This is a genomic window from uncultured Bacillus sp. (assembly GCF_958411575.1).
GTDB lineage: Bacteria > Bacillota > Bacilli > Bacillales > Bacillaceae > Bacillus > Bacillus spizizenii.
The window spans coordinates 85,966-99,309 of the sequence record NZ_CATYRA010000007.1; the positions used below are offsets into that span (position 1 = coordinate 85,966).

General features: G+C 43.7%; 16 protein-coding genes. 15 read left to right on the top strand and 1 reads right to left on the bottom strand.

The window, feature by feature from the left end; translation table 11 throughout:
- The first annotated feature begins 42 nt into the window (after positions 1–42).
- From Q5C82_RS12885 to ypjB, 10 genes are all read left to right on the top strand, one after another.
- Complete coding sequence (locus tag Q5C82_RS12885; protein ID WP_003225544.1) at positions 43–1,158, top strand: prephenate dehydrogenase; 1,116 nt, start codon at positions 43–45, stop codon at positions 1,156–1,158.
- 11 nt (positions 1,159–1,169) lie between these two features.
- Complete coding sequence (aroA, locus tag Q5C82_RS12890) at positions 1,170–2,456, top strand: 3-phosphoshikimate 1-carboxyvinyltransferase (RefSeq protein WP_003225545.1); 1,287 nt, start codon at positions 1,170–1,172, stop codon at positions 2,454–2,456.
- A 348-nt stretch (positions 2,457–2,804) separates the two neighbouring features.
- Positions 2,805–4,076 carry a tetratricopeptide repeat protein gene (locus tag Q5C82_RS12895; RefSeq protein WP_003225549.1) on the top strand — a complete coding sequence of 424 codons (1,272 nt, stop codon included), beginning with the start codon at positions 2,805–2,807 and terminating at the stop codon, positions 4,074–4,076.
- A 71-nt stretch (positions 4,077–4,147) separates the two neighbouring features.
- Positions 4,148–4,687, top strand: coding sequence for a ReoY family proteolytic degradation factor (locus Q5C82_RS12900; protein WP_003225551.1), 540 nt, complete (start codon positions 4,148–4,150; stop codon positions 4,685–4,687).
- 54 nt (positions 4,688–4,741) lie between these two features.
- A complete protein-coding gene (locus Q5C82_RS12905; RefSeq protein WP_003225553.1) occupies positions 4,742–5,185 on the top strand; it encodes a YpiF family protein in 444 nt (147 codons plus the stop codon).
- Positions 5,186–5,330: 145 nt separating this feature from the next.
- Positions 5,331–5,834 (top strand): ubiquinol-cytochrome c reductase iron-sulfur subunit, encoded by a 504-nt coding sequence (locus Q5C82_RS12910; protein ID WP_003225556.1) that lies wholly within the window; start codon positions 5,331–5,333, stop codon positions 5,832–5,834.
- 1 nt (position 5,835) lies between these two features.
- Positions 5,836–6,510 (top strand): menaquinol-cytochrome c reductase cytochrome b subunit, encoded by a 675-nt coding sequence (gene qcrB, locus Q5C82_RS12915; RefSeq protein WP_003225560.1) that lies wholly within the window; start codon positions 5,836–5,838, stop codon positions 6,508–6,510.
- Positions 6,511–6,544: 34 nt separating this feature from the next.
- Positions 6,545–7,312 carry a menaquinol-cytochrome c reductase cytochrome b/c subunit gene (locus tag Q5C82_RS12920; RefSeq protein WP_003225562.1) on the top strand — a complete coding sequence of 256 codons (768 nt, stop codon included), beginning with the start codon at positions 6,545–6,547 and terminating at the stop codon, positions 7,310–7,312.
- Between the two features lie 110 nt (positions 7,313–7,422).
- Entirely contained in the window at positions 7,423–8,016 is a 594-nt protein-coding gene (locus Q5C82_RS12925) for a DUF1405 domain-containing protein (protein WP_003225563.1), read from the top strand.
- Positions 8,017–8,084: 68 nt separating this feature from the next.
- The gene (ypjB, locus tag Q5C82_RS12930; RefSeq protein ID WP_003225565.1) at positions 8,085–8,879 is read left to right on the top strand and encodes a sporulation protein YpjB; all 795 of its coding nucleotides are present in this window, start codon (positions 8,085–8,087) and stop codon (positions 8,877–8,879) included.
- Positions 8,880–8,915: 36 nt separating this feature from the next.
- Here the strand turns inward: ypjB and Q5C82_RS12935 are convergent, their stop codons facing one another.
- On the bottom strand, positions 8,916–9,788 hold the full coding sequence (locus Q5C82_RS12935; RefSeq protein ID WP_003225567.1) for a YitT family protein: 873 nt from the start codon (positions 9,786–9,788) through the stop codon (positions 8,916–8,918).
- A 139-nt stretch (positions 9,789–9,927) separates the two neighbouring features.
- On the opposite strand from Q5C82_RS12935, the gene Q5C82_RS12940 reads away from it, so the two are divergent.
- The 5 genes from Q5C82_RS12940 to bshA are packed head-to-tail and all read left to right on the top strand — an operon-like array spanning position 9,928 to position 13,340.
- A complete protein-coding gene (locus Q5C82_RS12940; RefSeq protein ID WP_003225569.1) occupies positions 9,928–10,263 on the top strand; it encodes a nucleotide pyrophosphohydrolase in 336 nt (111 codons plus the stop codon).
- Positions 10,264–10,274: 11 nt separating this feature from the next.
- Positions 10,275–11,078 carry a 4-hydroxy-tetrahydrodipicolinate reductase gene (gene dapB / locus Q5C82_RS12945; RefSeq protein ID WP_003225571.1) on the top strand — a complete coding sequence of 268 codons (804 nt, stop codon included), beginning with the start codon at positions 10,275–10,277 and terminating at the stop codon, positions 11,076–11,078.
- 15 nt (positions 11,079–11,093) lie between these two features.
- On the top strand, positions 11,094–11,507 hold the full coding sequence (gene mgsA / locus Q5C82_RS12950; RefSeq protein ID WP_003225572.1) for a methylglyoxal synthase: 414 nt from the start codon (positions 11,094–11,096) through the stop codon (positions 11,505–11,507).
- On the top strand, positions 11,500–12,210 hold the full coding sequence (bshB1, locus tag Q5C82_RS12955) for a bacillithiol biosynthesis deacetylase BshB1 (protein WP_003225575.1): 711 nt from the start codon (positions 11,500–11,502) through the stop codon (positions 12,208–12,210). Before mgsA ends, bshB1 begins: the two co-directional genes overlap by 8 nt.
- Positions 12,207–13,340, top strand: coding sequence for an N-acetyl-alpha-D-glucosaminyl L-malate synthase BshA (gene bshA / locus Q5C82_RS12960; RefSeq protein WP_003225579.1), 1,134 nt, complete (start codon positions 12,207–12,209; stop codon positions 13,338–13,340). The genes bshB1 and bshA overlap by 4 nt, the downstream gene beginning before the upstream one ends.
- Positions 13,341–13,344 lie beyond the last annotated feature (4 nt).

Genomic DNA, 13,344 nt, shown 5'->3' on the forward strand with positions numbered 1-13,344 from the left:
ATCAAATATCACCTCTTTAGTCTATAAACCAGGTGATGACGTATGAATCGAATGAAAGATACAATATTGCTCGCCGGTCTCGGATTGATAGGCGGTTCGATTGCGCTAGCGATCAAAAAAGAGCATCCGGGCAAACGGATTATCGGAATCGACATCTCTGATGAACAGGTAGTAGCCGCATTAAAATTAGGTGTGATAGACGAGCGTGCTGATTCGTTTATTAGCGGTGCAAAAAAAGCAGCCACAGTAATCATTGCCACACCTGTTGCGCAAACCATGCTTATGCTTGATGAGCTGGCTCATTCAGGAATTGAACATCAACTTTTGATTACCGATGTAGGAAGCACAAAGCAAAAAGTGGTTCGATACGCTGAGCAAGTGCTGCCTGGCCGATACCAATTTGTCGGGGGGCATCCGATGGCAGGTTCACATAAATCAGGAGTGGCCGCTGCGAAGGAATTCCTGTTTGAAAATGCATTTTATATTTTAACGCCAGGCCAGAAAACGGACAGACAAGCGGTAGAACAATTGAAAAACCTGCTGAAGGGGACAAATGCCCATTTTGTGGAAATGTCGCCGGAAGAGCATGATGGTGTTACAAGCGTGATCAGCCATTTTCCGCATATTGTCGCAGCAAGCCTAGTTCATCAAACCCATCATTCGGAAGAACTTTATCCGCTTGTTAAACGTTTTGCTGCCGGAGGGTTCAGGGATATTACAAGGATTGCATCAAGCAGCCCGGCAATGTGGCGGGATATTCTATTACATAATAAAGATAAAATCTTGGACCGTTTTGAAGAGTGGATTCGTGAAATTGAGACGATCCGGACATACGTAGAACAAGAAGATGCCGAAAATCTATTTCGTTATTTTAAAACGGCCAAGGATTATCGCGACGGACTGCCGCTTCGGCAGAAGGGCGCGATACCTGCATTTTACGATTTATATGTGGATGTTCCCGATCATCCCGGTGTGATTTCCGAGATAACGGCTATCTTAGCTGCGGAGCGCATCAGTATCACGAATATCCGCATTATTGAAACACGAGAAGATATTAACGGGATTTTAAGGATCAGTTTTCAGTCTGATGACGACCGCAAACGGGCAGAACAATGCATTGAAGCCCGGGCGGAATATGAAACTTTTTATGCTGATTGAGGTGGAAAATAATGAAAAGAGAAAAGGTGCAGGCCTTAAACGGAGAAATACATATTCCTGGTGATAAATCCATTTCTCACCGTTCCGTCATGTTTGGCGCGCTAGCGAAGGGCACAACAACTGTGAAAAACTTTCTGCCGGGAGCGGATTGTCTGAGCACGATCGATTGCTTTAGAAAAATGGGTGTTCAAATTGAGCAAAACGGCAGCAATGTAGTGATTCACGGAAATGGAATCGATTCCCTGAGTGAGCCAGAAAGCCTTTTAGATGTCGGAAATTCAGGTACAACGATTCGCCTCATGCTCGGCATTTTGGCGGGCCGTCCTTTTTACAGCGCGGTAGCCGGAGATGAGAGCATTGCGAAGCGCCCAATGAAACGTGTAACTGAGCCTTTGAAGGAAATGGGGGCTAAAATCGACGGCAGAGCCGGCGGAGAATTTACACCGCTGTCAGTGAGCGGCGCTTCATTAAAAGGCATTGATTATGTATCACCTGTTGCAAGCGCACAAATTAAATCTGCTGTTTTGCTGGCTGGATTACAGGCTGAGGGCACAACTACCGTCACAGAGCCTCATAAATCTCGGGACCATACTGAGCGGATGCTTTCTGCTTTTGGTGTTAAGCTTTCTGAAGATCAAACGAGTGTTTCTATTACAGGCGGCCAGAAATTGACAGCTGCCGATATTTTTGTTCCTGGAGACATTTCTTCAGCGGCGTTTTTCCTTATTGCGGGTGCAATGGTTCCAAACAGTAAGATTGTATTAAAAAACGTAGGTTTAAATCCGACTCGGACAGGTATCATTGATGTCCTTCAAAACATGGGGGCAAAACTTGAAATCAAACCATCTGCTGACAGCAGTGCAGAGCCTTACGGTGATTTGGTCATAGAAACGTCATCTCTAAAAGCGGTTGAAATTGGTGGAGATATCATTCCGCGTTTAATTGATGAAATACCTATCATTGCGCTTCTTGCGACCCAGGCGGAAGGAACCACCGTTATTAAGGACGCGGCAGAGCTTAAAGTAAAAGAAACAAACCGCATTGACACCGTGGTTTCTGAGCTTCGTAAGCTAGGTGCTGAGATTGAACCGACAGCAGATGGAATGAAGGTTTATGGCAAGCAAACACTGAGAGGCGGCGCAACAGTGTCCAGCCATGGAGATCATCGAATCGGAATGATGCTTGGTATCGCTTCGTGTATAACTGAAGAGCCAATTGAAATTGAGCAGACAGATGCCATTCACGTTTCTTATCCAACCTTTTTCGAGCATTTAAATAAGCTTTCAAACAAATCCTGAAGATTTTCCTTCAGGATTTTTTGTGCAGAATGCCTGTGAGAATCATAATCCGAGGCAAAAAAACATAGCTTGTCTTATAGAGAGAAAAGAAAAAACGAAAAGGGGGGATGCGCTTTATACAAAACGGCAGGTCAGAGGGCTGTTTTACTGTACAGAGGGCGATCTTCCTTTTTTCATTTTCTATCTCAAGAACTTTTGGTAAACTAATAAGACTCAATAATTCCCTGCCGTACAGCAAGCATCTTATTTGCCGGGGGCTTTCGTCTGAATTATGATAAGATTAACCCGAACAAATAAAGCTTTTTTGTATGGTTGATGTTCTATAGGAAAAGAAAGGACCGGTCCGATTTGAATACATTGATTCAAGAAGCCATAAAATTAGTTGAAGCAGGTGAAACAGAAAAAGGCCTCAACACTCTCTCGAAAGCTGAAAATCAGCTCTATGATGAAGACAAAGCCATTGCAGCCCAGCTTTATTACGAGTGGGGCAATGTAGAAAAAGCGATTTCACTAATCAGTGATTTACATGATTTATATCCAAATGAAACAGAACTGACGAATTTTTACGCTGAACTTTTAATAGATATTGACGAAGAAGAAAAAGCCCTCGCTGTGCTGGAAACCATTCCGGATACAGATCCATCATATCCGGAAAGTTTGCTGCTTATGGCGGATCTTTACCAGATGCAGGGGTTATTCGAAGTCAGTGAACAAAAGCTTTTACAAGCAAAGTCCATTCTGGACAATGAACCCATTATTGATTTTGCACTGGGGGAACTTTACTTTACTCAGGGAGCTTATGCAAAAGCGGTTCAATATTTTAAAACAACGGCTGAGGAGCAGAGTGAGATCGGAGGCGTTAATGTCCATCAAAGACTGGCCGAATCGTTAAGTGCCTCAGGTGAATTTGAGGATGCCATTCCGTGGTACGAGAAAGCTGTCGATGAGAATCCTGATCCTAATACGATTTTCGGCTATGGGTTTACAGCCTTACAGGCGGGGCTTGTTAAAACAGCTATTAAGCAGCTGTCTGATTTAAAAGAGCTTGATCCGTCTTATTCTTCACTTTATATGCCGCTTTCGAAAAGCTATGAAGCTGAAGGGATGTATGAAGAGGCATTAAAAACGGCAAAAGAGGGTATCAGATATGATGAATATAACAAAGAGCTTTTCCTCTATGCCGCAAAAATGGCTTTAAAAATCGGGAAGTCAGAAGATGGGAAACAGCTGCTTCAGGAGGCGCTTGCACTTGATCCGGGCTTCGTCGAGGCACTTCATACACTTCTTGCCGTGTATCATAAAGAAGAGGATTATGAACAGATCATTGATCTTATTCAAGAGGTGCGCGGCTATGGGGAAGAAGATCCGAAATACAATTGGTATCTTGCAAGTGCATATACCGAATTAGAGCAATACGAGAAAGCAAAACAATCCTTTGAGGCTGCCTTTCTTCACTACCGGGAGGACAGAGATTTCTTATACGAATACGCAAGCTTCTTATTAGAAGAAGGCCTGCAGAAAGAAGCGCTTCCGCTTTTGAAAAAGGTTCTTGAAATTGACGGGGCCAATGAAGAGCTGGAAGAGACGATTTTGCGAATCGAGGATGAATTTTCTAGATAAGCAGGAATGTTCACCATTCATGTGGAACATATAAGTATATAGATTATACGAACGATAGAGGAGGGAATTACATGCAGACCCCTGTTTCTGTCAATGAGAAAAAAGATTTTATCCGTTGGTTTTTAAACCATTATCAGTTAAAGCGCCGAGAGTGCGTTTGGATCTTGAACTACTTAATGAGCCATGATTCTCTCATGGAAAAGGTTCATTTTGTAGAGCAGGCAGAGTTTTGCCCGAGAGGCATTATAATGTCAACACATTGTGTTGAAGAAGTTCCGTTTCGGTTCTATAAAGAGAATGTCATGACAACCGACGCGGAAAAATCTTTTCATGATATTAGATTAAATAAACAGCAGGATTTGTTTATCCAGCTTAATTTCCGTTCAGCTTACAGCTCACCCGAGTATGCTGCAGTACTGGAATCCAACCCTCATATTCCGAAGGATCTATTTGAGAACAAAAAAGATCAGGGGTTGGCTGAACAAATTTTGGAGCACGCTATTTCCACATTCCAAAGAGAAAAATTATTAAAAGACATTGACGATGCGCTAGATCGTCATGATAAAGAAGCATTTGAACAATTATCGCGCCAATTGAATCAGCTCACATAATTTGACCAGCCTTGCAGTGTATTGCAAGGCTTGTTGTCGTAAAGGGGGAGAACAATGAGGTGGAGAATGACTGATGCCAAGGACTATTTACAAGCTAAGGATTACATTGACACCGCTGTCATTCCATTAATTAACATAAAGGTAGGAGACCATTTCAAAATGGCGGCGGAGAAAGGCGAATTCACGCAGCTTCTGTCAGAAGAACTGGAAAGGCAGTTAAAGGGACGGGTATATTTACTGCCCCCATATACATATGTTGATAGAAATGAAATAACCGTTCAAGGACTTAGGGATTTGCGGGAAGAGCTTATATCAGAATTTCCGCATGTTGTGCTGCTCACGTCTGATGAAAATTGGAAAAGCGAGGATGCGTTAGGCAAAATCATTGTTACACCGTCTGTTCCGTTAGAGCATTTAAATGACTCCTTAAAAAGAAAAATATTAGATGAACGCACTGCTGAAATTTTGAACGTTTTGTTACAGTTGTGGAGCACCTAATAAAAACACTTACATTTCCTTATAAACAATATTTTGGCTATATTGACCTTACTGAGAGATTCATATATTATGAGGGTGTCTAGAGTTATTGCAATATTTTCTATTTTAGTCAGTTTGCAGGGGTGACCTAGAGGGGGGAGAAGTTATGGGCGGAAAACATGATATATCCAGACGTCAATTTTTGAATTATACGCTCACAGGCGTAGGGGGTTTTATGGCGGCTAGTATGCTCATGCCTATGGTTCGCTTTGCACTCGACCCGGTATTAAAATCGACAGGGAAGCAGGACATGGTTCAGGTTGTCAGCGTAGATGAGCTGACAAAAGAGCCGCAGCGCTTTGATTTCAAAATTAACCAAGTCGATGCCTGGTATGAGTCAGAAGAGTCAAGATCAGCCTGGGTCTTCAAAAGCGGGGATGAAATTGTAGCGCTTTCGCCAATTTGTAAGCATTTAGGGTGTACGGTGAACTGGAATAGCGATCCTAAAAATCCGAATAAATTCTTTTGTCCATGCCATTATGGACTCTATGAAAAGGACGGCACCAATGTCCCGGGCACGCCGCCGCTTTCGCCTCTTGATCATTATGAGCAAGAAGTAAAAGACGGCTTCCTGTATCTTGGAAAAGCAAAGCCTAAGGGGGAAGGGTGACATGCTGAACAAAATTTATGACTGGGTTGATGAGCGGCTTGATATTACACCGATGTGGAGGGATATTGCCGATCACGAAGTACCGGAACATGTAAATCCCGCCCATCATTTCTCTGCGTTCGTGTATTGCTTTGGGGGACTGACGTTTTTTGTAACCGTTATCCAAGTGTTATCTGGAATGTTTTTAACGATGTACTATGTGCCTGATATCAAAAATGCCTGGGAATCGGTATATTATTTGCAAAATGAAGTGGCATTCGGCCAAATTGTCAGGGGAATGCACCACTGGGGTGCGAGCCTGGTCATTGTGATGATGTTTTTACATACGCTGAGGGTCTTTTTCCAAGGGGCGTATAAAAAGCCGCGCGAGCTGAACTGGATTGTCGGTGTACTGATCTTTTTTGTCATGCTCGGGCTTGGCTTTACAGGCTACTTGCTTCCTTGGGACATGAAGGCTCTGTTTGCAACAAAAGTCGGGCTGCAGATCGCTGAAGCCACGCCTTTGATCGGGACGCAAGTCAAAACACTCCTTGCGGGGCACCCTGATATTGTAGGCGCCCAAACGCTGACTAGGTTTTTTGCGATCCATGTATTCTTTCTTCCTGCCGCATTGTTCGGGCTGATGGCTGCACATTTTATTATGATCCGGAAGCAGGGGATTTCAGGACCGCTTTAAACTCTTGATCTGCGAATAAAAGGGAGGGGATGACATGCACCGGGGCAAAGGGATGAAATTTGTAGGCGACTCAAGGATACCGGCTGAAAAAAAGCCGAATATACCGAAGGATTATTCGGAGTATCCCGGTAAAACAGAGGCTTTCTGGCCGAATTTCTTGTTGAAGGAATGGATGGTTGGAGCTGTCTTTCTGATCGGTTTTCTTGTTTTGACGATTGTGCATCAGCCGCCTTTGGAGCGGATGGCGGATCCGACTGATACAGGTTATATTCCGCTGCCGGATTGGTATTTTCTTTTCTTATACCAGCTGTTGAAGTATGAATACGCCGCCGGAAGCTTTACAGTGGTCGGCGCCATGATTATGCCGGGACTCGCTTTTGGCGCCCTGCTTTTGGCGCCATTCCTTGACAGAGGAACAGAGAGAAGGCCGTGGAAGCGTCCTGTTGCTGTTGGTATGATGCTTTTGGCGATTTCCGCTGCTGTATTTTTGACGTGGCAGTCAGTTGCTACTCACGACTGGGCCAAGGCAGAAGAACAGGGAAAAATCACAAAAGAAGCCGACATTGACACAAATGCAGAAGGATATAAGGTTTTTAAGGAGCAGGGCTGTATTTCTTGCCATGGAGATAACCTTCAAGGAGGGGCAGCCGGGCCTTCGTTGGTTGACAGCGGGCTGAAGCCGGATGAAATCAAAAAAATTGCTGTTGAAGGGAAAGGCAAAATGCCGGCGGGCGTATTCAAAGGGAATGATAAGCAACTCGAAGAACTTGCGAAATTTATTTCTGAAACAACCGCAAAATAACGTGTTGTGAATTGTAAAATGGAAGGATATACTTTTATTATCAAAAGCTGACCCGGCGTCAGCTTTTTTATATGGACATATTATTTTTACAGACTGAGAGTTGATTTGATGTGAAATGGTTTCAATATGTATTAGGACGGCAGCCGATGCTTATTCTTGTCTTAGCCATCAATTTTCTGGGAACGGTATACGGATACTATTGGTACTTGCCGCAGCTACTGGAGACACCGGCCCGTTTCCTGATTTTTGTTCCGGATAGTCCGACAGCAACGTTTTTCTTTCTGTTTGTGCTGCTCGCCTTTATCATGAAACGGAACGCTCCGCTCTTTGAGGCGCTTGCGCTAGTCACCCTCGTAAAGTATGGCCTATGGGCGGTCGCTATGAATTTTCTTGTGCTGGCTGTAGAAGGTAACTTGCCGTGGGAGGGCTATATGCTGATTGCCTCGCATTTTGCCATGGCAGTCCAAGGCGTGTTGTACAGTCCGTATTTTCGTTTTTCTTTTTGGCATCTTGCAATTGCTGCAGTGTGGACGCTGCACAACGATGTCATTGATTACTTGTTTGACATGATGCCGCAATACTCTATGCTTTCTGATTATATGACTGATATAGGGTATGGAACATTTTGGCTGAGTATTTTTTCAATTGGGCTTGCTTACTTTCTCGTGGTCTCGAAAAAGCAAACAAAGCTTGAGCTGATGTAAAGACAATGTTGGTCTATCCTTGTCCCTTTCTTCATATTCTGTAAGGAGAGAGAGTGGGAGGGACCTGCATGAAACGAAAGCTGACGATCTGTTTGTTGATTGCTCTTATTTTTTATAATGGAAATGCCAAGGCTGCAGAGCGGGGAAGTCTCGAAGAGTTGAACGATTTATCCGATACGGTCTTTCAAATGACCCGCCAGTCAAAATATGAAGAGGCGCTGCAAGTCCTTGCTTATTTTGAAAAAACATTAAAATCCGCCGAGAAAAAAAAGCAAGACACCATGCTAACTGGAGCCCAAATCCGTCAAATCACACTGGGCTATAATGATATGGTACGGAGTTTAAAGCAGGCTGATACATCAGATACACAAAAGCTCAGAGCAGCCGCGCAGTTCAGAATGCTGATGGACGCAGTTGACAATCGATCTGATCCGCTTTGGGGCTCACTGGAAAGACCGATTATGGAAGCCTTTGCTGAACTGAAGCAGGATGTCCAAAAGAATGAAAGTACGAGCTTTCATGAAAAATGGAATGAATTTATCAGCTTATATGATTTGATTTACCCTAGTCTTACAATCGATGTATCAGAGGATCAGCTTGAAACAGTCGGAAAACATATAGACGTCATTGAGCAAGAGGAATTTCAGCAAATGACTGAGAGCACAAAGCTTGAACGGCTTTCTCTTCTTCAGCATGATCTGAAAAATGTTTTTGACAGGGTGGAGGAGGATGATGCCGATCCGTCTTTACTCTGGGTGATCATCACAACCGGCAGTATCATCATTACAGCTCTGACCTATGTCGGCTACAGAAAGTACAAAGCGGAGAAAAACAAGCTGAAAAAACGGGACTACCCTAAATAAGAGGGGCGGCTGCTGCCGCCTTTTTTCTATCAAATGTCAGCGCGGAAGCGGATTTTTATTTTCGTCAAGCGTAAATCCTTCTCCAAGCACGTCGTGGACATCGCTTACCGCCACAAAGGCATGAGGATCAACGGAGTTAATCACACTTTTCAGCATCACCAATTCGTTTTTTGGCACAACACAATAAAGGACATCTATATCTTCTTTTGTATAGGAACCCTGTCCTTTCAAAATGGTGACGCCTCGTTCCATTTCTTCAAGAATCTTTTTCTGAATCAGATCGTTTTTCGAAGAGATAATCGTAGCGCCTTTAGCAGCGTATCCGCCTTCCTGAATAAAATCAATTAATCTTGCAGCTACAAATACAGCCACCAGGGTATACATCGCTTCTTTGTAGGAGAGATAAGTAAGCAAAGATAAAATGATGACGCAGGCATCGAAAGCAAACATCGTTCTGCCCATCGGAATCCCAAAATACTTATTGACCAAACGGGCGATGATATCAACTCCACCTGTCGTACCGCCGAACTTAAAAATAATTCCTAATCCGGCCCCGATAAACACGCCAGCAAATAAAGAAGCGAGCGCTAAGTCGTGCTGAAGAGGCATATGTATTTCATATCGCTGAAAAATGCTGAGGAACAAAGACAGGGCTACAGTGCCGACAAGGGTATAAACAAACATTGTTCTGCCAAGCAAACGCCAGCCGATAAAAAAGATCGGAATGTTCAAAACCAGGTTCGAGATAGAGGGGCTGATGTGGAAAAGGGCATAAAGCAAAAGTGTAATGCCTGTAAAACCGCCCTCAGCCAGATTGTTTTGCATATTGAAGTGAACCAAGCCAAATGAAAAAATTGCTGCTCCGATTAAAATAAAAAATATGTTTTTTAATCTAATTTCTCCAAGCATCACACAAAACCCCTTTTCCTTCCATTAGATAGCGTTTATATTATAGTGGATGAAAAAGAAAACAGCAAACGTGCTTAAACATTTGTCAAACGTATCTGAATTAGCTAACATGTAAGAGGATGATAGGAGGTTTCGTTTAGTGAGTGATAAAACAATGAAAGACATACAGGCTGAAGTAGACCGTTACATCGGCCAATTTAAAGAAGGATATTTCAGCCCGCTTGCCATGATGGCGAGACTGACAGAAGAACTTGGCGAGCTTGCCAGAGAAGTGAATCATCGCTATGGAGAAAAACCAAAAAAAGCGTCTGAAGATGATAAAAGCATGGAAGAGGAAATGGGCGATGTGCTGTTTGTATTGGTTTGTTTAGCCAACTCTCTTGATATCTCTTTAGAGGAAGCCCACGACCGGGTCATGCATAAATTTAATACTAGAGATAAAGATCGCTGGACCAGAAAAGAAGAAGGAAAGTAGAGGAGATCAAGATGTCAAACGAAACAATTAAAGTAGTCATTGCAGGACCGCGTGGAAGAATGGGGCAAGAAGCTGTTAAATTGACAGAACGAACACCTCATTTTGACCTTGTCGGGGCCATAGACCATACATACGACCAGCAAAAATTATCTGATGTGATGTCTGTTGAGTCAGATGCTCTCATTTACACAGATATCCGTGCATGCTTTTCGGAAACACAGCCGGATGTCTTAATTGATTTAACAACGCCTGAAATCGGAAAAGTACATACAAAAATTGCATTAGAGCACGGCGTTCGTCCGGTTGTTGGAACAACCGGTTTCTCAGAAGCTGATTTAAAAGAGCTTACGTCATTAACAGAAGAGAAGGGAATCGGAGCCATCATCGCTCCAAACTTTGCACTTGGTGCGGTGCTGATGATGAAATTTTCGAAAATGGCTGCCAACTACTTTGAGGATGTTGAGATTATTGAGCTACACCATGATCGGAAGCTTGACGCACCAAGCGGAACGGCGCTGAAAACAGCGGAAATGATTTCAGAAGTCCGTCAAGAAAAGCAGCAAGGACACCCGGATGAAAAAGAAATTCTCCCAGGAGCAAGAGGAGCGGAACAAAACGGTATCCGCTTGCACAGTGTCCGTCTTCCGGGATTGATCGCACATCAGGAAGTCATGTTCGGCATGGATGGCCAAACGCTTCAGATCCGCCACGATTCCTATAACCGCGCTTCTTTCATGTCAGGTGTTAAACTGTCAGTCGAACAAGTCATGAAGATTGATCAGCTTGTGTACGGATTAGAAAATATCATTGATTAGACAGGGGGATAAATGATGAAAATTGCTTTGATCGCGCATGACAAGAAAAAACAGGATATGGTTCAATTTACGACTGCCTATCGGGATATTTTGAGGCATCATGATCTATACGCAACCGGCACAACAGGGTTGAAAATTCAAGAGGCGACAGGTCTTCAAATTGAACGTTTTCAATCCGGCCCTTTAGGGGGAGACCAGCAAATCGGTGCACTGATCGCGGCCAATGCACTCGATCTTGTCATCTTTTTGCGCGACCCGCTGACCGCGCAGCCGCATGAACCGGATGTCTCGGCATTAATCCGGTTATGTGACGTGTATTCCATTCCGCTCGCTACAAATATGGGTACTGCGGAGATTCTTGTCCGCACACTTGATGAAGGTGTTTTCGAATTCCGCGACCTTCTTCGGGGAGAAGAGCCGAATGTATAATACTGACGTTCTTGCTTTTGGCGCCCATAGTGATGATGTCGAGATCGGAATGGGCGGCACAATCGCGAAGTTTGTCAAACAGGGAAAAAAAGTAATGATATGCGATTTGACTGAAGCGGAACTCTCTTCAAACGGAACGGTCAGTTTACGTAAAGAAGAAGCAGCTGAAGCAGCCCGTGTATTAGGTGCAGAAAAAAGAATTCAGCTGACACTTCCAGACCGTGGTCTGATGATGAGTGATCAGGCAATTCGGGCGATTGTCAGTGTCATCAGAACCTGCCGGCCCAAAGCAATCTTTATGCCGTATAAAAAGGATCGCCATCCGGATCACGGCAATGCGGCTGCACTAGTGGAAGAAGCAATCTTTTCCGCAGGAATCCACAAATATAAAGACGAAAAAAGCCTTCCCGCGCATAAAGTAAACAAGGTCTACTACTATATGATAAATGGTTTTCATCAGCCTGATTTTGTCATTGATATCTCGGATACAATAGAGGCCAAAAAACAAAGCCTCAATGCCTACAAAAGCCAGTTTATCCCGTCAAAGGATTCAGTTTCAACTCCTCTGACGAATGGCTATATCGAGATCATTGAAGCGAGAGAAAAGCTTTACGGTAAAGAAGCGGGTGTGGAGTATGCCGAAGGTTTCTTTTCCAAACGGATGCTGATGCTCGATCATGATGTGCTTGGGGGCGAACAATGAAAAAACTAAAAATAGGGATCACATGCTATCCGAGCGTCGGAGGCTCAGGTATCATTGCGACAGAACTCGGGAAGCAGCTTGCTGAAAAGGGACATGAAATCCATTTTATTACGTCAAGCATTCCGTTTAGACTAAATACATATCACCCCAATATTCATTTTCATGAAGTTGAGGTTAATCAATACGCTGTTTTTAAGTATCCTCCGTATGATTTGACATTGGCAAGCAAAATCGCTGAGGTGGCAGAACGGGAGAATTTAGACATTATCCATGCTCACTACGCTCTTCCGCATGCGGTTTGTGCCTATCTTGCAAAGCAGATGCTGAAACGCAATATCGGCATTGTGACAACTTTGCATGGCACGGATATCACGGTGTTAGGCTATGACCCGTCTCTAAAAGATCTTATCCGTTTTGCCATTGAAGCGTCAGACAGGGTGACAGCTGTCTCCTCAGCGCTTGCAGCTGAAACGTACGATTTAATTAAACCGGAGAAAAAAATCGAAACGATTTATAACTTTATAGACGAGCGCGTGTATCTGAAGAAAAACACTGCGGCAATTAAAGAGAAACATGGTATTTTACCAGACGATAAAGTTGTCATCCATGTGTCCAACTTTAGAAAGGTCAAACGTGTGCAGGACGTCATCCGTGTGTTCCGCAATATCGCCGGCAAAACGAAAGCAAAGCTGCTTTTAGTTGGAGACGGTCCAGAGAAATCGACAGCCTGTGAGCTTGTCAGAAAATATGGATTAGAAGACCAAGTTTTAATGCTTGGAAATCAAGACCGTGTTGAGGAGCTTTATTCCATTAGCGATTTAAAGCTGCTGCTGTCTGAAAAAGAAAGCTTCGGCCTTGTCCTTCTTGAGGCGATGGCTTGTGGAGTGCCTTGTATCGGAACAAACATTGGCGGTATTCCGGAGGTTATTAAGAACAATGTGAGCGGATTTTTGGTGGATGTCAGCGACGTTGCAGCCGCAACAGACCGCGCGATGAGTATTTTAGAAGATGAACAGCTAAGCAAGCGTTTTACAGAGGCTGCAATGGAGATACTCAAAAATGAGTTTTCTTCACAAAAAATTGTCAGCCAGTATGAACAGATCTATGCCGATTTAGCAGAACCGGAGTGATAAT